Below are 22,963 nucleotides of genomic sequence, written 5' to 3' on the forward strand. Positions count from 1 at the left end.
CGACCCGACGACCTCAGGGATCGCCCATGCTTCCGCTCTCCTCCTCGCAGGAGATCGTCTGGCTGCACGAGCAGATGCAGCCGGGCAGCCGTGCCTACAACTTCACCGCCGCACTCGACCTCTGGGGCACGCTCGACACCGAGGCGCTGCACCGCGGGCTCGCCGCCACCCTGGAGCGCCACCCCGGCCTGCGGCTCGAACTCGTCGCCTCCACCGGTTCCGTACCGGGGCAGCGGGTCGCGCAGGAGTGCCGGCCGAGGCTCAGCACGGTCGACATCAGCGGGGAGGAGGACCCCGAGGCGGCGTTCGCGGAGCTGCTGCGCGCCGAGGCCGAGTCACCTCTCGACACCTTCGAGGCCCCGCTGCTCCGCTGGACGCTCGTCCGTCTCGCGGAGCGCCACCACCGCCTGGTCCACGTCGAGCACCACCTGATTCACGACGGTCACTCCTTCGCGATCCTGCTCGACGACGTGTTCGGCGTCTACCGCGCCCACGTCCTCGGCGAGCCCGCGGAGCTCCCGCCCGCCGCGTCGTACGCGGACCACGTCCTCGCCCGAGCCGAGGCCGCGTTCGCCCCCGAGAGCCTCGACTTCTGGCGGACGGCACTCCGCGACCAGCCCCACGACCTGCCACTGCCCGGCCTCGCCCGCCCCGGCGCCGGGCGCAGGCACCACGGCGCGCAGCTGCGGCAGTCGATCGGTGCCGACCTCGCCGGGCGGCTGCGCGAGCACGCCCGCTCCCGCGGCCTCACCCCGTTCGCCACGCTCCTCGGGCTCTTCGCCGAACTGCTGCGCCGGCACAGCGGACGCTCCCGGATGGTCGTCGGCACGGCCGTCGGCAACCGGCCCCGGGGCTACGAGAACTCCGTCGGCATGTTCGTCAACACCATCCCGCTGCCGCTCGCACTGGACGCCGGCGCGCCCGCGCAGGACACCATGGACGAGGTCACCGACACCCTCATCCGCGCCCTGCCGCACCAGGACGTGCCCGTCCAGGAGCTGACGCGCGCGCTCGGCATGCACTCCTCGGGCGCGGACAACCCGCTGTTCTCCGTCATGTTCAGCGCCCACGACGCCCCGCTCCCCGAGATCGACGTACCCGGTCTGGACATCACGCTCTTCGAGGGGTTCAACACCGGCACCACCCGGTTCGACCTCGACGTCGTACTGCTGCCGGACGACCGGCGCGGTGTCACCCCGCGCCGCGGCGCGGCCGGTATGACGCTGGTCTGGGACTACGACGCCGACCTCTTCGGCGAGGACGTGGCACGCATGCTCGCCGGCCGCTTCCTGGACCTGCTCCGGGCCTACCTCGACGCCCCGGAGACCCCGCTGGCCGACCTGGCGCCCGCGGCCGTGGAGCCGGCCGCCGAAGCCGTCCCCCTGCCGGAGGACCGCGACCCGCTCGATCCCACGGCCGGCCACGACCCGGCCCTGCCGGCCCTGCTGTCCGGCGCACGGCGCCTCAGCTACGGCGAACTCGACGCGCGCGTCGGCTCGCTCGCGCAGCGGCTGCGTGCCGCGGGGGTGACCCCCGGACAGCCGGTGGCCGTCGTCCTGCCCAGGGGGGCCGACTCCGTCGTCGCGCTGCTGGCCTGCCTGCGCACCGGCGCGGTCCACTGCCCGCTGTCCCCCTCCGACCCGCCCGCCCGGCTCGCACTGCTCCTGGAACGGCTGGGCCCGGCGCTGGTGCTCACCGGTGAGGGCGGCCCGGCCGTACCGGACGGACTGCCCGCCGCCCGGATCGACGCACCCGTGCTCCCCCGCGTGCGCGAGGCCGCGGTGCTCCCCGGCACCACGTACGTCATCCACACCTCCGGATCCACCGGCACGCCGAAGCCCGTCGCCGTCGGGCGCGCGGCGCTGGAACACCATGTGACGGCGGTCGCGGGCCGGTTCGCCCTCGCCGCCGGGGACCGGGTCCTGATGTTCGCGCAGCCGTCCTTCGACGTGGCGCTGGAGGAGGTGCTGCCGACCCTGCACGCCGGGGCGTGCCTGGTCGTCCCCGACCACGAGGTGCCCACCGGTGGGGAGCTCGCCGACCTGCTCGCGTCCGCGCGCGTCACCGTCGCCAATCTGCCCACCAGCTACTTCCTCGCCACCCGCGACGACCTGCGTCCCGCACTGCGCGACGGGAGCTGGGCACCGCGGCTGCTCGTCCTCGGTGGCGAGCGCCTTCCCGCGGACGCCCTCCGCGACGTCCTCGCCGACACCGGGGCGACCGTCCTCAACGCGTACGGCGTCACCGAGGCGGCCATCAGCTCCACCGTCCACGAGATCTCCCGCGACGCCCTCGCCGACGGTGCCGAGATCCCCCTCGGCACCGAACTCCCGGGCGAACGCGTCCACGTCCTCGACGCCCACCGCCGCCCGCTGCCGCCAGGCGCCGTCGGTGAACTCGCCATCGCCGGGCCCGGTCTCGCCGAGGGGTACGCGGGGAACCCGGAGGCGACGGCCGCCCGCTTCGTCACCGTCGACGCGCTCGGCGGGGAGCGCGTCTACCTGACCGGAGACCTCGGCTACCGCGGACTGGACGGCCTCCTGTACTTCCTGGGCCGGCGGGACAACCAGATCAAGCTCCGAGGGCACCGCATCGAGCTGGAGGAGATCGAGGCCGCGGCGTCCGCCGCACTCGGCGGCCGGTCCTGCGCCGTCGTCCTGGACCGCGAGACCGCCGGAGGCCCCCGGCTCGTCGGTTTCCTCGAGGACGGCGGCGGCCGCGCGGCGTTCGACGAGAAGACGCTGCACGCCGAGCTCGGCCGCCGGCTGCCCGGCCCCCTCGTCCCCGCGCGCTGGGCACTGCTCGACACCATGCCGACCCTCGCCGGGGGCAAGCCCGACCGGACGGCGCTCGCCCGTCGTGCGGCGGCACTCGAACCCGTGGCACCCGCCGCGACCGCGTCCTCGCCCGCCCCCGTGCCGGACGATCCGATGACGGCCCTGCTCGCGGAGGGCTGGCGCGAGGTCCTCGGCCACAGCCGGTTCGACGCGCGCTCCCACTTCTTCCGCAGCGGAGGCCACTCGCTGCTCGCCGCCGAGCTCGCGGCCTGGCTGGAGCCCCGGCTGGGCACCCGCCCACCGCTCAGGGTGCTCTTCCGCAACCCGGTGCTCGCCGAGCAGGCCGACGCCCTCGCGGCCACCTCCACCCTCTCCACGGAGTCGTGATGACCCAGCCCCTGACCACCCCTGACCCCACGACCGCCGCCGGCGCAGTCGCCCGCGGTGCCGAGGCCGCCGGCACCGGGCCCGCCGCCGTCGCCGCCGTCCCCCGCGACCCCGACGGCACCCCGCTGAGCATCGCCCACGGCCCCGCGGCCCGACCGACCGGCGTGCTCGCCCGCTTCGAGGACTGGGCCCGGCGCACCCCGCAGGCCCCCGCCGTGATCGACGGCGACCGCACCTGGACGTACCGGGAACTCGACACCGCCGCCGCGCGCGTCGCCACCGCCCTGCGCGGCCGCGTGGGACCGGGGGACCTGGTCGGCGTCTGCCTCGACCGCTCGACGGCCCTCGTCGTGACGGCCGTCGCGCTCGCCCGCCTCGGTGCCGTCTACCTGCCGCTCGGCCCCCGTCCCGGCGAGCGACGCACCGAGGCGGTCACCGAGGACCTCGACGTCGCCTGCCTCGTCGGCGACCCCGGAGTCCTACCCGCCCGCCACTGCGCCGGGGACCTGACCGCCCTGCCGCTGCCCATCGAGGGCAGCAACGCGCCCACCGCCCCCGTGGCCGCCTTCGCCCCTCCGGCGGCCGGCGCGCGACGAGCGCCCGAGGGCGCCCTGTACGCCGTCCTCACCTCCGGTTCCACCGGCCGCCCCAAGGCGGTCGCGGTGGCCGGGCCCGCCCTGTCCGTCGCCCTCGACTGGTACCGGGCCGAGACCGGTCTCGCACCCGGCGACCGCCAGTCCCTGCTCATCGGTGTCGCGTTCGACCCCCACCTGCTGGAGCTGTGGGCCGGGCTCACCTCCGGAGCCGCCCTCGTTCCCGCACCCGACGACGTCCGCTGGGACTCGCGCGTTCTCACCGACTGGTGGCGCGACGCCGCCGTGACCGTGTCCGTGGCGGCCACCCCGATGGTGGAACCGCTGCTGGACCGGCCGTGGCCGCAGGACCTGAGCCTGCGTCACCTCGTCGTCGGAGGCGACCGGATGCGCCGCCGGCCCGGCCGCGACGTCACCGCCACCGTCCACAACGCCTACGGACCCGCGGAAGCCACCGTCGTCACCACCACCTACGCCATGCGCGGCACCGACGCGCAGGCGGGCAGCGCGACCCCGCCGCCCATCGGCGCCCCCCTGCCCGGTGTCACGGTCGTCGTCACGGGGGAGGACGGCCGGCCCGTCGCCCGCGGGCAGAACGGCGAACTCCGCATCGGCGGCCACTGTCTGGCGCTCGGCTACCTCGACCCCGAGCTGACCGCACGGCGCTTCGCCGCCCCGCCGCAGGACCCGCCGCTGCCCGGCGTCGACCGTCTCTACCGCACCGGCGACCGGGTGCGGATGACCGCCGACGGCAGCCTCGAGTTCCTGGGACGCCTCGACGACCAGGTCAAGATCAGCGGCGTGCGGATCGAACCGGCCGAGGTGGAGGCCGCGTTCGAGCGGGACCCGGACGTCCGAAGCGCCGTCGTGACCGTGCTGCGCGACGAGTCCGGCCACGCACGCCTCGTCGCCCACGTACGGCCCGCCGCCGGCACCCGGCCCGCGACCGGTGACCTGCTGGCGGCGGTCCGCGCCTGGCTCCCCGAACAGGCCGTGCCCACCGCCGTGCGCATCGTCGAGGGCTACCCCCTGGACGCCAACGGCAAGGTGGACCGGCCCGCGCTGGCGGCGGAGACATCCGCTCCCGGCGGCTGCGCGACCCCCTCCGGCGACGCCCGTGGGACGACACCCGCCGAACGGCTCGTCCTCGCGACCGTACGGGACCTCCTCGGCCGGCCCGGGACCTCCCTCGGCGACAACTTCACCGACGCGGGCGGCACCTCCGTCGTCGCCGCCCGGCTGCTGGAGGCGGTCGAGCGCGAGACGGGTGTCCGCCTGCGCGCCCCCGAACTGCTGCGCAGCCCGGACCTGCGCGCCTTCGCCGCCCTCCTCGACGAGCGCCGGACCACACGGCCGACAGGAGCCTGAGATGTCACACCGCACCCCGCAGCCCCTCGACACCACGGCGGACGCGCCCGCGCCGCCGCCCGCCGCGCCGGGCGGCCCCGGAGCCCGGCCGTCCGCACCACGGACCGGCCTGCCCGCCCTCGTCGCCCGGCACGCCGAACTCCACCCGAACGCCCTGGCCGTGGTCGACGGCGACACCACCCTCACCTACGGCCGGCTGGTCGCGGCCGGCCGTGCGCTCGCCGCACGCCTGCGCGACCACGGGGTGACCCGCGGCGACCGGGTCGCGTTGCTCACCACCCGCTCCGCCCGTACGGTCGTGGCGCAGCTCGCGCTGTGGTGGGCCGGAGCCGTGTGCGTGCCGCTGGATCCCGCCCAGCCCCGGCCGCGCACCGAGGCGATGACCGCCGACGCGGAGGTGACGCTCACCGTCGGCGACGCCAAGCTGCTGGACGCGTCCTCGTTCGCCGGCCCCGTGCTCGCACTGCCCGAGGAACCGCTGAACGGCACGGGTCTCCAGGAGGAAGCCGACCCGGACAGCCCGGCGTTCATCATGTTCACCTCCGGCTCCACCGGACGCCCCAAGGGCGTCGCCGTCCCGCACGGAGCCATCGCCGAACTGGTCACCGCACCGGAGTACGTCACCGTCACCGCGCGGGACCGGGTCCTCTTCCACTCGCCGATGACCTTCGACGCCTCGACGTTCGAGGTGTGGGCCGCGCTGGCCAACGGCGCCGCGGTCGTCGTGTGCACCGTGGAGCGCCCTTCCCTGGAGGACCTGTCCCGGCACGTCGAACGCCACGGTGTGACGGTGGCGTTCTTCACCACCGCCCTCTTCCACCAGCTCGCCGCCCGCCGCTCCCGCGTCTTCGACCAGCTGCGGTCGGTCGTGGTGGGCGGTGAGGCGCTGGCCGCCGCCCAGGCCCGCGAGGTGCTGGCCGCCTTCCCGTGGCTGGAGCTGGTCAACGGCTACGGACCGACCGAGACGACCACCTTCGCCACCGCCCACCGGGTCACCCGGGCCGACTGCGACGGCCCGATACCGATCGGCCGGCCCATCGCCGGCGCGACCGTGCACCTCCTGGGCACCGACGGCCACCCGGTCGCGGACGGGGACCGGGGAGAACTGTGGATCGGCGGCAGCAGGCTGGCCCACGGGTACACCGGACTGCCCGCGCTCACCGCCGAGCGGTTCGTCGACCACCCCGGCGCCGGGCGGCTCTACCGCACCGGCGACATCGTCTCCCGCCGTCCCGACGGCACGCTCGACTTCCACGGGCGCAACGACGACCAGGTCAAGGTCCGCGGATTCCGCATCGAACCCGGCGAGGTCGAACACGCCCTGCGCGAGCGGCCCGACGTCGACGACGCCGCCGTCACCGTCGACCGGGCGGGCACCCCTGAGGCACGCCTCGTCGCCTTCGTCGTACCCGCGCCCGGCCCGGTTCCCCGGCCCGCGGCGCTCCGCGAACGGCTCACCGACGTCCTGCCCGCGCATCTGGTGCCCGACGCGGTCACCGTGGTGGAGCAGCTGCCGCTCACGCCGTCCGGCAAGGTCGACCGGCGCGCCCTCGGCGGACTCACCGGCACGGGCGAGGGCGGTGAGTCCGGTACGCCCGTGCCGCCGATGACCCCGCTGGAGCAGGCGGTCGCCGAGGTGTGGAGCCGGGCGCTCGGCAGCGAGGTCGCCCGTGCCGACGCCGACTTCCTCGCCCTCGGCGGCCATTCGCTGCTCGCCCTGGCCGTCACCGACGACCTGCGTGAGGAACTCGGTGCGGAGATCGCCCTCGCCGACTTCTTCGCCGCCCCGACCGTCGCCGGCCAGGCGGTCCTGGTCGAGCGCGCCCTGCTGGCCGTGCACGGCGACCTCCACCCCGAGACCCCGGAGCACAGCGATGCCCACTGACGCCGACCCCGTGCCGCCGGCCCGGCGGCGGGAACTCCAGCAGGAACTGCTGCGCCGCGCCCGCGCCGCCCGGCGCACCCCGGCCGCACCCGCCCCGTCCGCTCCGGAGACGTCCGGCGAAGGTGCCCTCGCCCCAGGAGCGGCCGGCGAGGCACGGCAGGACGCCGCCGCCCGCCCCGGCGACACGCGGCCCGACCCGACCCGGCCCGGCTCCGCGTCGCAGGCCGGGGAAGGCGGCCGGGCCCCGCTCTCCCGCGCCCAGCGCCGGATGTGGCTGATGGAACGGCTCGGCGGCTCGGGCGACTCCTACCACGTGCCGTTCGCCACCCGGGTGCGCGGTCCGTTCGACCCGGCCGCGCTCGGCACCGCACTGACCGGGCTGGTGCGCCGGCACGGGATCCTGCGCACCCGCTACGCCCAGCACGGTGGCGAGCCGTACCAGGAGGTGCTCCCGGCCCCGCGGGCCGTGCCCGTGCCCGTGGTCGGCAGCACCGAGGCGGACGCCCGGCAGGCTCTGGAGCGGGAGGTCGCGCGCCCGTTCGACCTCGCGGCCGGGGAGGCGGTACGGGCGCTGGTCCTGCGTCACGGCGAGCAGGACCACACCGTCCTGCTGACGTTCCACCACATCGCCGTCGACGGCGGGGCACTGGAGACGGTCGCGGCGGAGCTCGCCGCCCTCTACACCGCGGCCGTCGACGGAACCGGCGGGCACGGTCTCGCCGCACCACCGCAGTACGCCGACCACGCGCGCCGCGAACAGGCCGCGGCCCCGGGCCTCGAGGACGGGCTGCGCCGCTGGAGCGGCCTGCTGGCCGAGGCCGCGCCGCCCCGGCTTCCCCGCCCGGCCGCGGCTCGGGACGGCGCCGCGAGGCGGGCGGCCGTCCGCACCGTGCCGCTCGCCCCACGACTGCCCGGCGCCCTGCGCGCACTGGGCGCCGAGCGGCGCGCCACGCTCTTCGCGGTGGCGCTCACCGCGGCCTTCGCCGCCCTGCACCGGCTCACCGGCGACGACGACCTCGTCATCGGAGTGGCCGGCACCCACCGTCGCGGAACCGCCATGCGCGGCCTCGTCGGACTGTGCGTCAACACCCTGCCCGTACGGGTCGACGCCTCCGGAGACCCGTCATTCGCCGAACTGCTGGACCGGGTGCGCGACGCGCTCCTGGAGGCCCAGCGCCACCTGCACATCCCGTTCGACCTGGTCCTCGAACGCCTCGGCGCCGGCGCGCGCGGCGTCGACGGAACCGCGCTCGTCCGTGTCACCTCGGACGTTCTCGGTGAGCCCACCGTGCTGCGGCTGCCCGGCACGTCGGCGCAGTACGTCGACCTGCCGGCCACCGGGGCGAAGTTCGACCTGTCCTTCGGGCTGGGGCTGGGCGACCCGGCGGAGCCGGCGGCGCTCGTCCAGTACGACAGGACCGCGCTGGACGACGCCGTGGCCGAGGCGACCGCCCGGCACTACGCGGCGCTGCTCGACACGGCGGCCTCCGACCCGAGCCTTCCGCTGAGCGGGCTTCCGGCTCCCGGCGCGGCGTTCGGCACCGGCACCGGGCCGGTTGCCGGCCCGGGCACGCTCGGCGACGTGCGGCTCGTCGGCCCGGACACGCCCGGCGACGCGCACTCCGCAGCCGACGCCACGGACGGGCCGGCGGCCGCCGCGAGCGGGCGGAAGGGGCCGGCCGCCGCGAGCTCGCGGGACGGGGCGTCAGCCCACGAGGCCGGTACGGCCGCAGCCGGGACCGGCCCGGACGACCTCGGTGAGCACCCGGCTGCACGGATCCTGCGCGCCCACCCACGAGTCGCCGAAGCCACGGTGGTCAACCCCGCCGAAGGACCGCCACTGGCCTTCGCCGTACTGCGCGACGGCGTCGGCCCCGCACGCGACGAGCTCCTGGGCCTGCTCCGGCGGACGCTCGCCCCCGAGTCCGTGCCCGCCGCCGTCACCCCGCTCGACGTGCTGCCGCGAGCGGCCGACGGCACGGTCGACCGGACCCGGCTGCCCGGTCTCCCCGTGCCGGGTGCCCCGACGGGACCGCGTGCCCTGGCCGTCACCGAGGGCTTCACCGCACTCCTGGGTCTCGTCCCGTCGCCGGACGACGACTTCTTCGCCCTCGGCGGCCACTCACTGGTCGCGGTGCAGCTCGCCGAGCGGCTGCGCACCGCCCTCAGGCTGCCGCTGACGGGACTCGACGTGCTCCAGGCACGGACACCCCGGGCGCTCACCGCCCTGCTCGACGGCCGGGCGGCCGAGCAGACCGCCGCCGCTACCGACAAGGCCGCGAAGACCGCGAAGACCGCGTCCGGGCACGCCCGGCCGCGCGGCACCCGTGCCGGCACGGTGCTGGTGACCGGGGCGACCGGGGGCGTGGGCGCGTTCGTCCTGCGTGAACTGGCCGCCAGGGGACGGCCCGTGCTGGCCCTGGCCCGGCCCGAGTCGGCCCATCTGGCCGCCGCGGAGGGCGTCGACGTCGTGGAGGGCGACCTCGGCGATCCGGAGGGGTTGCGGGACGCCGTCGCGGGCGTGGACGCGGTCGTCCACGCGGCCTGCACCTTCACCCGGCCCGAGGTGGACCTGGCGGCCATGGAGGCCATGGCGGCGGCCTGGCGGCGCGGCCCGTTCGTCTTCGTCAGCAGCGTCGACGCCTACGGCCGGCCCGAGGGAGACCGGGTCGCCGAGGAGTCGCCGTCGTACGAGCCCCTGAGCCCGTACGGGAGGGCCAAGCTGGACTGCGAGGCGATGCTGCTGAGGGCGGCCGGGACCGAGGGGCGCGGGGGAGCCAGCGCCGTGCGCTCACCGATCGTCTGGGGCGCGCACGACAGGCTCCGCGAACAGCTCCGCTGGGGCGCCACCGGCCGCCTCTACCAGGCCGCCCGTGAAGGGGGACCGATCGAGCTGCCCCGCCCCGGCACCGGCGGGCGCCCCTGGTACGGGGTCGCCTGGGTGCACGCCGCCGCACTGGCCAGGGCGGTGGCCGACTGCCTCGACCGGCCCGTGCACGGCGTCGCCAACGCCTGCAGCGGTCACGTCTCCTGGCGGGACCTGGCCGGAGATCTCACCGAACTGCTGGGAACCCGCGGCGAGTTCCGCGAGACCGACGGGACACCCCGTGATCTCGACCACCACTGGCGCTACGACAGCGCCCGCCTGGCCGCACCACTCCGGGCCCGGGCGGGGGAGGAGCGCAGGACGGTGCTGGCGGAGATGATCGGCGGTGTGTCCGACGGCGACGTCCGAGGCGGCGATGTCCGCGGCGGCGGCGTCTGAGGCGGCGGCGTCTGAGGCGGCGGCGCCCGGGGTCCGTGGGGGCCGCCGGGCGCCGCCGTCGCGCGGCAGGCCGTCCCCGCCGGCGCGGGCCCGTCCCGGGACGATCCGCCGACACCGGACGCGCCGGCAGCCACGGCCGGTGGGGAGGCGTGGCGGCCCGCGGACCCTCCCGCACGTCATCCGCCGGTCGTGCCAAAGCGCATGAGCAGCAGGGCGATGTCGTCGACGGGGTTGGGCACGCGCTGGACGAGCGTGTCCGCCAGAACGTCCAGGTCGGCGGGATCGGCGCTCCGGAGCAGGTCGCCGAGCGAGTCGAGCGCGTCGTCCGGATCCACCCCCGGGTCCTCGACGAGGCCGTCGGTGTAGAGGAGCAGCACGCAGCCGGGCGGCAGGGGGAAGCCCAGTGCCGGGTAGTCGGCCTCCGGGTCGATGCCGAGGAGCAGACCCGGTGGCACGGCCAGCACTTCGGTACGGCCGTCGGCGTGCCGCAACAGGGGCCGCGTGTGCCCGGCGGTGGCCATGCACAGCTCCCGCCGGGCCATGTCCACATGGGCGTAGAGACAACTGGTGAACAGATCGCTGTCGAGGTCGATCAGCAGGCGGTTCGTGCGGCGGAGGACGTCGCCGGGAGGGGCGCCGGCGGTGGCGTGGGCGTGCACGGCGGTGCGGACCTGGCCCATCAGCGCGGCGGCGTCGGTGTTGTGGCCCTGGACGTCGCCGATGGCCGCCGCGGCGGTGGTGTCGTCCAGCCGGATGAGGTCGTAGAAGTCGCCGCCGACATCGAGGCCCTGTCCCGCGGGCAGATAGCGCGCGGTCACGTCGAGCCCGGGCACGCGCGGGAGGCTGTGGGGCAGCAGCGCGGCCTGGAGACGGCGGGCGACGTCGTGTTTGGTGTCGTACAGCCGGGCGCGCTCCAGGGCCTGGCCGATCAGCCCGGCGAGCGAGGTGAGCACGGCCCGTTCGGTGGCCGGGAACCGCTTGTGCCGGTCGTACGCCAGCACCAGGGACCCGATCCGCCGGCCGGACGCGATCAGCGGCAGGACGGCCCAGGACTCCATGCCGTACCGGTGGACGGCCCGGGGATGGGCGCGCCTCAACTCGGCGAGGTCGCCGAAGAACTCCGCCTCGCCGGTGAGCATGGCGCGGGCGGCAGGAGTGTCCGGCGTCAGGGGGACGTCGTCGAAGTGCTCCATGGGCGCGTCGCCGTAGCCGCGGTGACCGAGGACCCTCCATCGCCCGTCCTCGGCGGCCAGCAGGGCCATGGCCTGCGCCCCGAGTGCCGGCAGGAGCTGGTCCGCGCTCTGCTCGACGACGTCCGCGACGCCGGCGGCCTCGGTGAGCGTGGCCGCCAGATGCATCAGGTGGTACAGCACGGTGGCGCGGCTCGGGCCGGAGGGCGGTGCCGCCCCCGGATCGGGCGCTTTCGGACCGGGGCCGCAGGGGGTGATGCGGACGCTGATGCCGGAGGCGTCCGGGTACAGCTCGAAGGTGAGCCGGGTCTCCGGCGGGCGGAGCGCGGTGAACGAGGTGGGCAGCTTGCTGACCAGGGCCGCCCGGTAGTGGTCCTCCACCTCGGGCACGTCCGTCCACGGCAGCGCCTCCCACGGCACTGCGCCCAGCAGGTCCGCCGGATCGGCACCGACGAGCGCGGCGGCCTCACGGGTGATGAAGACGATCCGGCCGTTCAGGTCCAGGGCACAGGATCCGCCCGGTAGCCGCTCGACGAACGCGGCCAGCGCCTCGGGCGGTCCCAGCTCTCGGTCCGGTTCCGGGGCGACGACGCGGGGACGCTCGCGGGGCACCGGTTCGCCGGCCTCCGCGGCCGCCCGCAGGGCTCGACCGAGTCGGCGGCAGGCGGCCTCGACGAGCGCCCGCTCGTCGGAAGCGAGCCGAGCCGGGTGGGATCCCGGCCACAGCAGCACCAGCCCGCCCCGAAGGGCACCGTCGTCGGCCACCGGAGCGGCCGCCAGCACGAAGTCGTACGGCAGCACGAGGGACGGCCTCGGGTACCGCCGAGCCAGTTCCTCCGTGCCACCCACCCACACCAGTCGTCCTTCCCGCACGGCGTCCGCCACGGGAAGCGGATCCGTCAGCGCCACCCGGGTCCAGGGTGCGGCGATCTGCCGGGGCACGCCGGTCAGAACCGCCAGCCACAGGGAGTCCGCGCCGGCCTCGAGGACGTACAGCATCGCGGCGGAGGCGCGGGAGTCCCGCACCGCGTCCACCAACGTGGCTTCCACGTCCCGGCCCGGGCCCGCCGCGGCACGCGAACCGGCGGGCTCGCCGCTCATCCGTACGCCCCGCTCATCAGAAGTCCCCGGTCCCCCGGCGGCCCCGGTCCGCGCGTCGGACCAGTCCACCGCCCTGTCCACGGCTCGTCCGCGGCGCCCTCCGGCAAGGGCCGGACGCCGTCGGTGCCGGGAGTCGCACGCTCGGCGTCTTCCGGCACGGCGCGCCGGTCGTACCTCCCGGCGGCGCGCGGCTCCGCGACGCCGGCGGCCGTGCGCGGCCGTGCGCGGCGGTTCCACCGAGCATCGCCCATATGCGGACCATAAGCCCGGCCGCTGCCGAGGACACCCGGGCGGTCCACACGACCCCGGGGCGGACCCGCGGCCGTACGCACGGGGTCACGGCAGGACGGCATGCCGTGTCCACGACCGGGCACCGGACGGCCGGGCGGGCCGTCCGCCGGACCGCACCTCCGACCCTGCGGCCCCGGCCCGGCCCGGCCCGACCCTGCGGCCCCGGCCCTGCTGTGTACCGGGCCGCGCGCCACCTTCCCGCTCCCTGGAAGAATGGACCACGCGTGAGGCGCCCTGCCCCGTCCGAGCCCGGACGCCTGGCGCGGGCGCGCCACCCGCCGACTCCCGTACCCGACCCCAGGAGCGGTTGTGAGATCCGGAGTCTCGACCTTCGCCACCGACCGGGGAATCCGCACGATACGGCTGGGAACGGCACTCGAGGAGCCCACGTTCGAGTCGTTCGGGTTCCGCCGGGACGGGACGCGATGCCTTCCCTGACGAGCGCCGAGGCGCGGGAGCGGTTCGCGGCGGCCCGGGTGGCCCGGCTCGCCACCGTCGGCACTGCGGGCCGCCCGCGTCTGGTCCCCGTCGTGTTCGCCCTGGACGGCGACACGGTGCTGACGGCCGTGGACCACAAGCCGAAGGCCACGACGCGGCTCAGGCGCCTGGCCGACATCGAGGCCGCCCCGGCCGTCTGCCTGCTCGCCGACCACTACGAGGAGGACTGGGACCGGTTGTGGTGGGTCCGTGCGGACGGGGAGGCACGTGTGTTCCCCGGGGCGGGCCGGTCCCCCGAGGCCGCACGCTGCGCCGCGCTGCTGACGGCGAAGTACGAGCAGTACGCCGGTCGGCCTCCCGCCGGACCCGTCATCCTGGTCGACATCGTGTGCTGGAGCGGCTGGCGCGCCTCGTGAGGGCGGCCGGGACCGCTCGCCGGGGCGGTCCCGGCGTTCCCATGGCCGGGTGTCCGGGGCCGGGGCCCGTGCCCCGTTCGGGGCACGTCTCGTCTACGGGGAGTTGACCGCGCCGGGCGTCGTGCGCGGGTGGGCGTGGCGGACCGGCAGGGACCGGGACGGGGCCGGCGGCGGTGCGGGGGGCCGGCATCGGAGGCCGCGGCCGGGGGGCAGGCGACCGCGGCCGGACCGCGCCCGGCCCGGCCCGGTGCCGGTACGGCCGGTAATGCCGTCGACGCCCGACCGCCGTGGAAACTAGGTTGGGTCGGCATGACCACCCTGGAGAAGATCCACGACGTCCCGGTCCTGCTCTGCGCGGCGGCGGGGAAGCCCATCGGCAGTGAAGCCGATGCCCTGGACCTCATCGGTGACGCGATGTACCGGGGTGCTTGTTGGGTCGCCGTGCCCGCCGAGAGGTTCGACGAGTCGTTCTTCAGGCTCCGCACGCGCGTCGCCGGCGACATCGTGCAGAAGTTCGTCAACTACCGGCTGGGCCTGGCGATCGTGGGCGACATCTCCGCACACACGGAAGCCGCGCCCGCCCTCCGGGACTTCGTCCGTGAGTGCAACCGCGGCCGTCAGACGTGGTTCGTCGCCGACGGTGAGGAACTACGGGAGCGCCTGAAGGGCTAGGGCGTGTGGCGAAAGTAGCTCCGTCCGCCCGTAGGGCGGGGCCTGCGGCGTCTGGTGCATGGGGCCTCCCCCGGCCCTCCGGGCCGAGGGGAAGATCGCAAGGCGGAGGATCATCCTCGTACTGGACGTACTCGGATGAGTCCGACAACGCAGCGAGCGTGCGTGCCAGGCGTCGCGGGCCAGGAGGGACTTTCGCAACACGCCCTAGTAGTGCTTGGTCAGGTTGGTGCGCGGGTGGGTATGCCGCGGTGGCAGGTGGGGCAGGCGCCGGTCCAGGTTGCGAGGAGTGTCTGCAGCTCGCGGACGACCTGGTACAGGCTCAGGCCGGCGCCGTGTCTTTTGGGGCATGGGCCAGTCGCTGCAGGGTGCAGAAGGCGTGCGCGACGGAGACGAGGGTGACGTGGTGGTGCCAGCCGCCCCAGGTGCGGCCTTCGAAGTGGGCCAGGCCCAGGGCCTGCTTCATCTCCCGGTAGTCGTGCTCGATCCGCCAGCGGAGCTTGGCCAGGCGGACCAGTGTGGTCAGCGCGGTGTCCTCGGGCAGGTCGGACAGCCAGAACTGGACCGGCTCGCTCTCGCCTGCGGGCCATTCGGCCAGCAGTCGGCACTTGGGCAGTTCCGGTCCGTCGGCGGCTTGGCGGATCTCGCGTCCGGCGGGCCGGACCCGTAAGGCCACGAAGCGGGAGTACATTCGCTTGACCCCGCGGCGGCCGGTGCCCGGCCGGGATCCCTCCCGCCACTGCACCGGCCGTGCGGCCTTCCTGCCCGCCGCGATGACCAGATCTTTCACCGGCCGGGCAGGGTCGGGGTACTTCGCCACCGGCGGTCGTCCATGGCCCGAGTACGGCTCGCATACCGGGACTGCATCGGCGGGCTGTGCCGACATGGTGGTGGAGATCCCCACCACGTAATTCAGGCCGCGGGCCTGCAGCCCGTGCCGGAAGGCCGCGCAGTCGCCGTATCCGGCGTCCGCGACGGCCAGCGGCACATCGATTCCCCAGGAGCGGGTCTCATCGAGCATGTCCAGGGCCAGCTGCCACTTCTCGACATGACCGACGTCGTCGGGGATGCCGCACCGCTCGCGGCGGGCCACCTTGCCGGGGTCGGCTTTCGGTGAGGTGGGGTCCCAGGTCTGAGGCAGGAACAGCCGCCAGTTGACCGCCGTCGAGGCGTGGTCCGAGGCCAAGTGCAGTGAGACACCCACCTGGCAGTTGGTGACCTTGCCCGCGGTGCCGGTGTACTGCCGCGACACGCACGCCGAGGCCGTCCCGTCCTTCAGGAAGCCGGTGTCGTCGAAGACCACGGCCTTCGGCCTGATCGCCACCTCCATCCGCCAGGCCAGCTGGGCCCGGATATGCGCCGGGTCCCAGGGACTGGTAGTGATGAAATTGGCCAGGGCCTGACGGTTGCCGTCAGCCCCGAGCCGGGCGGCCATCGGCTCGACGGACTTGCGCCGCCCGTCGGTCAGCAATCCCCGCAGGTAGACCTGCCCCCACCGACGCTGGTCCTTGCGCGCGAACGGCTCGAACACCTCCGCCGCAAACGCCTCCAACTCACCACGCAACAAACCAATCTCGTCCGGAGTCACACACTCCCAACGTCACACCCAGCCCAAAGGACACGCACCACCACAACCAACCTGACCAAGCACTACTAGGGACCCGCCGCCCACGCGCCGCCTGGTGCTCGGCGGCGGTGGGCGGTGCATCGCGCGGCCGGTGCGGCGGCACGCTCCCGGGCCCGGGCCGGGAAGTCAGACCGCGGGGGAGGGGGCCACCGCGGCCGGCGGGGCGAGTACGTGTTCGCCGTAGAGGTCGTGGACCCAGTTGGTCTGGTAGACCGTCTCCAGGTACCGCTCGCCCAGGTCCGGCGCGATGGCCACCGCGGTCGGGTTCTCGTCTCCGTGCGCGGCGAGCCAGCTCGTCGCGCCGCTGACGACCGTGCCGGTGGAGCCGCCGAAGAGGAATCCGCGCCTCGCCAGCCGGTGACACGCCCGGATGGTGTCGGCCTCCGGTACGTGCACGACCTCGTCCACGTACGAGGTGTCCAGCAGCGGTGGTCGGACGCTGGTGCCCAGACCGGGGATCATCCGCCGGCCCGGGGTGTCGCCGAAGGTGACGGAGCCGGCGCTGTCCACGGCCACGATCCGAACCGGTCGGTGCCACTCGCGGAAGAAGCGGGCACAGCCCATCAGCGTGCCCGTGGTCCCGGCGCCGACGAACAGTACGTCCAGGTCGGGGAACTGCCGGGCTATGGCCGGAGCGGTCCTGCGGTAGTGGGCCATGCCGTTGTTCGGGTTCGTGTACTGGTTCAGCCATACGTAGCGGTCGTCGGACGCGCACAGAGCCCGCACATGGTCGATGCGCGCCCCGAGGAAACCGCCCTCGCCCGCCTCGGTGACGACGTGCACCTCGGCGCCCAGGGCCTCCATCAGCAGTCGGGTGGACAGATTGCACCGCGAGTCCGTCACACACAGGAACCGGTAGCCCTTGCTGGCTGCGATCATGCTCAGTGCCACGCCCAGGTTGCCCGACGAGGACTCGATCAGCACCGAGCCCGGTCCCAGAAGGCCGTCGCGCTCGGCGGCCTCGACCATCTCGGTGGCGGCCTTGAGCTTGATCGAGCCGGCGAAGTTGAACCCCTCGCATTTCAGGAACAGCGGGTGTCCGAAAATCGACTCGAGATCGACATAGAGGTCGTCTTCGTTGAAATCCTGTGGGACGGATATGACAGACACGGTGGCCTCCTGTCAGGGCGTGTGGGAAGCGGGGAAGAAAGCCGTCCGGGCGGCGCCCGAACGCCTCTCCAGTACGCCTGACGGGAAGCCCTTCGTCATGCCACCGGAATTCGGGGCTTGACATCGAAGCGCAATGTGCATGTCGGTGCAGCGTGGTTTTCTGTGCAGGTCATAGTCGTGATCGAGGGATCGGCTGAGATCTGCGGGCACACGGCGAAATACGGTTGCGGTCCCCTATCTGGTTGCGGCTTCCGTGTCAAGTGGCGAATTCCCGTAGCAGGACAGAACCGGCTCGGCAGGGCCTACTGGATTGCGTTCGCCGGATTGCGCTCGACCCCGGCGGAACCTGCGACGAGATCCGCTGCCGGGATGGCCTGTGAAGAGTCACCCCGGGAACGGAAGATTCCAAGGGGAAAAGACGTGCAAGCATGCGGACTACAGGTGTGCGACCGATGTGTCCGTGGTTCCGTGGCGAGGACAGGGGCCCATGGCCCCGTCCTTCCCGAGTGGCCCCCACCGGGCACGGGCACGGTCTCCGGCCGGCCTGCCGGGGGCAGCCCCCGGCGGATCACGCAACGTGACCGTGTGCCGGCCGGTCGCGAAGTTCCCCCTAACGCACGGTGGGACGGCAACCCGGCCCGGGAAGTACGGGACCACGAGGCCCTCCACCAGAAGGCCGTACACAACGCCATCAGCCACCACATCGCGGCTCCGGAACACGCCCACCGACGGCCCACCGGCACCGCGACGTCACCCCACACACCACCAGAGCAACCGAGGAAGGACACGATGGACATGCATACGGACCCGGGCAGGGAGTTCTGGTGCGCTGTGCTGGGTGCTGGAGGGCTGACGTCGGTTCCGCGGTGGACGGCCGAGCCGGTGTCGGGTGGTGCGGAGCGGGTGGTGCGGGTTCCGGTGGGGTTGGTGCGGGGTTTGCGGCGGTTGGCCGAGGAGTTGGGTGTTCCGTTGGGGGTGGTGGTGCTGGCGGCTCACGTCCGTGTGCTGGCGGTGTTGTCGGGTGAGGACGAGGCCGTCACGGGCTGTGTTCCCGTTCCGGGTGCGCGGGCGTTGCCGTGCCGGTTGGCGGCCGATGGTGCTCGTTCCTGGTGGGCGTTGGTGCGTGATGCGCATCGCGTGTCCACGGGGTTGTGTGCGCATCGTGATTTTCCGGTGGGGGAGTTGGCGCGTGAGTTGGGTGTTGGGGGTGTGTTGTACGAGGTGGAGTTCGACGCCTTTGGTGTGGAGGGGGAGGTTGGTGGGGGGACGGTGTTGCGGTTGTCGGTGGTGGAGGGGGTGGGTGGGGAGGTGGTGTTGCGGTTGCGGTTCCGTACCGAGGTGCTGGACGGGGAGGCGGTGGGCCGGATTGCCGGTTATCACCTGGCGGCGCTGGAGCGGATCGTGGCGGATCCGTATGCCGTGTGCGGCGAGGCGGGTCTGGTGTCCGCCGAGGAGGTGGGTTTTCAGGTGGAGGGGCTGGCGGGGCGGCGGCGGGAGTTGCCGGGGTTGCGGGTGCACGAGTTGTTCGAGGAGCGGGTGCGGATGCATCCGGACGCGGTGGCGGTGGTGGATGCGGGGCGGGAGTGGACGTACGGGGAGTTGAACGGGCGGGCGAACCGGTTGGCGCGGGCGTTGCGGGTGCGTGGTGTGGAGGGGGAGGGTGTGGTGGGGGTGGTGCTGGAGCGGAATGCGGACTGGCTGGCGTCGGTGCTTGCGGTGTTCAAGGCGGGTGGGGTGTATCTGCCGGTCGAGCCGCGTTTCCCGGCGGGCCGGATCGCGGCGACGCTGTCGCGGGCGGGGTGCCGGGTGGTGCTGACGGAGTCCGGGAGCAGCGGGTCGCTGGACGAGGCGTTGGTCTCGGTCGGTGGGGTGGAGCGGTTGCCGGTGGATGTGGCGTATGCCGAGGGGCACGCTGAGGATGATTTGGGTGTGCCGGTGGCGGCGGGGCAGTTGGCGTACATCTATTTCACCTCTGGTTCGACGGGTGAGCCGAAGGGTGCGATGTGCGAGCACGCGGGTCTGGTGAACCATCTGTTCGCGAAGATCGACGATCTGGGGATCGGTGAGGGTGGTGTGGTGGCGCAGGTCGCGCCGCAGTGTTTCGACATCTCGTTGTGGCAGTTGGTGGCGGGGTTGTTGGTGGGTGGGCGGACGGTGCTGGTGGAGCAGGACGCGGTGCTGGATGTGTCGCGGTTCTTGGACACGGTCGTCGGTGCCGGGGTGAATGTGGTGCAGGTGGTGCCGTCGTATCTGGAGGCGGTGCTGGCGGCGTTGGAGCGCGAGCCGCGGGGGCTGGGGGATCTGCGGTGTGTGTCGGTGACGGGTGAGGCGTTGAAGCGGGAGCTGGCGGAGCGGTGGTTCGCGGCGCAGCCGGGGATCGTGCTGGTGAACGCCTATGGGCTGACGGAGACCTGTGACGACACCAACCATGAGGTGATGACGGGGGTGCCGGGGCGGGTGTTGCTGGGGCGGCCGGTGGCCAATGTGCATGTGTATGTGGTGGACGAGGGGCTGCGGCCGGTGCCGTTGGGTGCGCCGGGGGAGATCGTGTTCTCGGGGGTGTGTGTGGGGCGTGGGTATGTCAATGATCCGGAGCGGACGGCGGCGGCGTTCGTGCCGGATCCGTTGCGGCCGGGTGAGCGGTTGTATCGCAGTGGGGATCGTGGCCGGTGGGATGTGTCGGGGAAGCTGGAGTTCCTGGGCCGGCGGGACACGCAGGTGAAGATCCGCGGGTTCCGGATCGAGGTCGGGGAGATCGAGAACACGCTGTTGCGTCAGGCGGGGGTGCGGGACGGTGCGGTGGTCGCGGTGGCGGGTGGTGCGGGGACGCAGTTGGTGGCGTTCTACACGGCCGCGGGGCCGTTGGAGGCGCGGGTGCTGGCCGCGGGGCTGGGGGCGACGCTGCCGTCGTACATGGTGCCGTCGGTGTTCCACTGGCGGGACGGGCTGCCGCTGACCGCGAACGGCAAGGTCGACAGGAAGGCCCTGACCGCGCTCGCCGCCACCCTGGACACCCCCACCGAGAACACCGGCACCGGTGACCGCGGCGGTGGCGGTGCGCCGGCGACCCCGGCGGAACGACGGCTGGCGGCGGCCTGGTCGGCCGTGCTGGGTGTGCCCGAGGACCGGATCAGCCGCGGCGACCACTTCTTCGACCGCGGTGGCACATCGCTGTCCGCGGTGAAACTCGCCATCGCCCTGGACCGCGCCGTCACCCTCAAGGACGTCACCCGCCACCCCGTCCTCACCGACCTCGCCGCACTCCTCGACACCGACACCGACACCGACACCACCGACAACCAACCCGCCTCCGCCTCGTGAACACCGTGCCGACCGGGGCCGAGGACGGAGCACGGCAGGCCACGGAACAACAGATCACGGAAGCACCACAGATCACGGAACACCGCAGCAAGGAAAGGACACACACGATGACACCCCCCGCTCCCGCCACCCTGCCCCAGGTCGCCCTCCGGCCCGGCAGGCCGCCGGTCCTGTCCATCGACGCCCCTGACGACGCATCGACCTGGACCGCCGCGCATGCCCCCGCACTGCGCGCCCTCGTCGCCGAGCACGGTGCGATCCTCGTGCGCGGTCTGGGGCTGTGCGACGCGGACCAGGTCGGCGTCGCGTTCCGGCAACTCGCCGGCAGCGCACTCCTGCCCGACAGAGAAGCGTTCGCAGCCCGGGAGGCCTACGCGGGCGGTGTCTATTCGTCATCGGCCTGGCCGCCCAACCAGCCGATGTGCATGCACCACGAACTCAGCTATGCCCTCACTCCTCCCGGCATGATGATGTTCGCGTGCCTGACCGCGCCGGCCGACGGCGGGGTCACCGGGGTCTCGGACTCCACCGCCGTGCTGGAGGCGCTGCCGCCGGCGATGGTGGAACGCTTCGAGCGGGAGGGCTGGCTGCTCACCCGCAGCTACAACGACGAGATCGGCGCCTCCTGGACCGAGGCCTTCGGCACCGACGACCGCACCGCCGTCGAGGAGTACTGCCGAGCCAACGCCATCGACCTCGCCTGGCAGAGCGACGGCGGCCTGCGCACCCGCCAGCGCCGCAGCGCCGTCGTGCGCCACCCGCGGACCGGAGCCCGCTGCTGGTTCAACCAGATCGCGTTCCTCAACGAATGGACCCTCGCCCCCGAGGTCCGCGAGTACCTCGTCGACGAGTACGGCGAGGACGGCCTGCCGTTCAACACCCGCTACGGCGACGGCGACCCCGTCGGCGAGGACGTCGTCCAGACCCTCAACGAGGTCTACGAGGCCCACACGGCCCGCGAACCCTGGCAGCCCGGCGACCTCATGCTCGTCGACAACATCCGCACCGCCCACAGCCGCGAGCCCTACGAAGGCCCCCGCGAGATCCTCGTCGGGCTGGCCGAGCCGCAGAAGCTTGCCGGCGTCCCGTCGGCGGGCGGGCCGGGCGTGCGATGACCTCTCCGACCTCCGGTTCCCCCGGGGCCCCGACCGGTTCGGGCCACCCGGCCACAGCCGCCACCGCGACCCGGCCGAAACCGTCCACCACCGCGACCGTACCCAACAGCAGTTCCGTCTCCCGGGAGTCCTCCATGTCCCAGCCGACCGCCGTGCCGCCGTTCGCCGTGATCTCCGGCGCCCAGGTCCGCAGAGCCCTGCACAATCGCGAGAAGCAGGTCACCGACCTCGTCGAGGCCACGTACCGACTGCACGCCGCGGGCGACTCGGTGAACCCACCCTCGTACTTCCTCAGGTTCCCCGACCGCCCCAACTCCCGGATCATCGCACTGCCGGCCTCCATCGGCGGTCAGATCCGCGTGGACGGCCTCAAGTGGATCTCCAGCTTCCCCGACAACGTCGCGGCCGGCATCCCCCGGGCCTCGGCCGTACTGATCCTCAACGACCACGACACCGGCTACCCCTTCGCCTGCCTGGAGAGCTCCATCATCAGCGCGACCAGGACTGCCGCCATGGCGGCGCTCGCCGCCGACCGGCTCGGCCGCGCCCTGCCCCAACGCCCGGCGCGGGTCGGGTTCTTCGGCACCGGCCTGATCGCCCGCTACATCCACACCTTCCTCGCCGGCACCGGCTGGTCCTTCGAGGAGATCGGTGTGCACGATCTGTCGGCTGACAGCGCCGCCGGGTTCGCCGGGTACCTCCAGCAGAGCGGCACTCCCGGCCGGGTCACCGTCCACCAGGACCCCGAGGAGCTCATCCGCTCCAGCGACATGGTCGTCTTCGCCACGATCGCCGCCAAGCCGCACGTCGCCGACCCGTCCTGGTTCAGCCACAACCCGCTCGTGCTGCACGTCTCCCTGCGCGACCTCGCCCCCGAGATCCTGCTCGCCTCGGCCAACTTCGTCGACGACGTCGAGCACTGCCTCAAGGCCGACACCTCCCCGCACCTGGCCGAGCAGCTCACCGGCAGCCGGGACTTCCTCACCGGCACGCTCGCCGACGCCATGAGCGGCAAGGTGCAGGTGCCCGACGACCGGCCGGTGGTCTTCTCGCCCTTCGGCCTCGGGGTGCTCGATCTGGCCGTCGGCAAGTACGTGTACGACGAGACGGAACGCGCCGGTCAACTGCAAGTCGTCGACGACTTCTTCCACGAGCTGCGTCGTTACGGCTGAGGTTCCGGCCCGCGCGGCCCCGCCGGCTCCGTGCCCGGCAGGGCCGCGCCGGGCACGGCTCCCGGGCACGGGAGCCGAACGGGTGCGCTCGCGGGCCGTGCCCCCAGGAGGCCGTTACGGCCCGGGCGGGCATGCCGCGTAAGGAGTAATGGGCAGTCCGCACCGATCGGCCGTGTCACGCTGAGAGGATTCCGCAGCCGGTCTCCCGCAGGGCCAGGACGCCCGCGGCACGACGAAG

Annotated in this window: 12 protein-coding genes; 9 read left to right on the forward strand and 3 right to left on the reverse strand. The window is 73.8% G+C overall.

What is annotated here, in order from left to right:
- Positions 1-26: 26 nt before the first annotated feature.
- From FEF34_RS36355 to FEF34_RS36370, 4 genes are read left to right on the forward strand one after another with little or no spacing between them, the layout of a single operon-like run.
- Entirely contained in the window at positions 27-3,164 is a 3,138-nt protein-coding gene (locus tag FEF34_RS36355) for a non-ribosomal peptide synthetase (protein ID WP_138056961.1), read from the forward strand.
- A complete protein-coding gene (locus tag FEF34_RS36360; protein ID WP_138056962.1) occupies positions 3,164-5,125 on the forward strand; it encodes a non-ribosomal peptide synthetase in 1,962 nt (653 codons plus the stop codon). Before FEF34_RS36355 ends, FEF34_RS36360 begins: the two co-directional genes overlap by 1 nt.
- 1 nt (position 5,126) lies before the next feature.
- Positions 5,127-7,010, forward strand: a complete 1,884-nt coding sequence (locus tag FEF34_RS36365; protein ID WP_138056963.1) for a non-ribosomal peptide synthetase — start codon at positions 5,127-5,129, stop codon at positions 7,008-7,010.
- A complete protein-coding gene (locus FEF34_RS36370) occupies positions 7,000-10,275 on the forward strand; it encodes a condensation domain-containing protein (RefSeq protein ID WP_138056964.1) in 3,276 nt (1,091 codons plus the stop codon). The genes FEF34_RS36365 and FEF34_RS36370 overlap by 11 nt, the downstream gene beginning before the upstream one ends.
- Before the next feature lie 176 nt (positions 10,276-10,451).
- Here the strand turns inward: FEF34_RS36370 and FEF34_RS36375 are convergent, their stop codons facing one another.
- Positions 10,452-12,566: a SpoIIE family protein phosphatase gene (locus FEF34_RS36375; protein WP_138056965.1), complete on the reverse strand. Its 2,115-nt coding sequence runs from the start codon at positions 12,564-12,566 to the stop codon at positions 10,452-10,454.
- Positions 12,567-13,282: 716 nt separating this feature from the next.
- Between FEF34_RS36375 and FEF34_RS36380 the strand changes: the two genes are divergently transcribed.
- On the forward strand, positions 13,283-13,711 hold the full coding sequence (locus FEF34_RS36380) for a TIGR03668 family PPOX class F420-dependent oxidoreductase (RefSeq protein WP_138056966.1): 429 nt from the start codon (positions 13,283-13,285) through the stop codon (positions 13,709-13,711).
- 309 nt (positions 13,712-14,020) lie between these two features.
- Positions 14,021-14,383 carry a DUF4180 domain-containing protein gene (locus FEF34_RS36385; RefSeq protein WP_138056967.1) on the forward strand — a complete coding sequence of 121 codons (363 nt, stop codon included), beginning with the start codon at positions 14,021-14,023 and terminating at the stop codon, positions 14,381-14,383.
- Positions 14,384-14,702: 319 nt separating this feature from the next.
- Here FEF34_RS36385 and FEF34_RS36390 read toward each other — a convergent pair whose 3' ends face one another.
- Positions 14,703-15,968 (reverse strand): IS701 family transposase, encoded by a 1,266-nt coding sequence (locus FEF34_RS36390; protein ID WP_138056968.1) that lies wholly within the window; start codon positions 15,966-15,968, stop codon positions 14,703-14,705.
- Positions 15,969-16,133: 165 nt separating this feature from the next.
- Positions 16,134-17,117 carry a 2,3-diaminopropionate biosynthesis protein SbnA gene (gene sbnA, locus FEF34_RS36395; protein WP_138056969.1) on the reverse strand — a complete coding sequence of 328 codons (984 nt, stop codon included), beginning with the start codon at positions 17,115-17,117 and terminating at the stop codon, positions 16,134-16,136.
- Between the two features lie 789 nt (positions 17,118-17,906).
- Here sbnA and FEF34_RS36400 point away from each other — a divergent pair.
- The 3 genes from FEF34_RS36400 (at position 17,907) to sbnB (ending at position 22,725) form a co-directional block, all read left to right on the forward strand.
- Positions 17,907-20,438 carry a non-ribosomal peptide synthetase gene (locus FEF34_RS36400; RefSeq protein WP_138056970.1) on the forward strand — a complete coding sequence of 844 codons (2,532 nt, stop codon included), beginning with the start codon at positions 17,907-17,909 and terminating at the stop codon, positions 20,436-20,438.
- Positions 20,439-20,545: 107 nt separating this feature from the next.
- Positions 20,546-21,553 (forward strand): TauD/TfdA family dioxygenase, encoded by a 1,008-nt coding sequence (locus tag FEF34_RS36405; RefSeq protein ID WP_138056971.1) that lies wholly within the window; start codon positions 20,546-20,548, stop codon positions 21,551-21,553.
- A 134-nt stretch (positions 21,554-21,687) separates the two neighbouring features.
- Entirely contained in the window at positions 21,688-22,725 is a 1,038-nt protein-coding gene (gene sbnB / locus FEF34_RS36410) for a 2,3-diaminopropionate biosynthesis protein SbnB (protein ID WP_138056972.1), read from the forward strand.
- The last annotated feature ends 238 nt before the right edge of the window (positions 22,726-22,963 follow it).

It is taken from the genome of Streptomyces marianii (assembly GCF_005795905.1).
Lineage (GTDB): Bacteria > Actinomycetota > Actinomycetes > Streptomycetales > Streptomycetaceae > Streptomyces > Streptomyces marianii.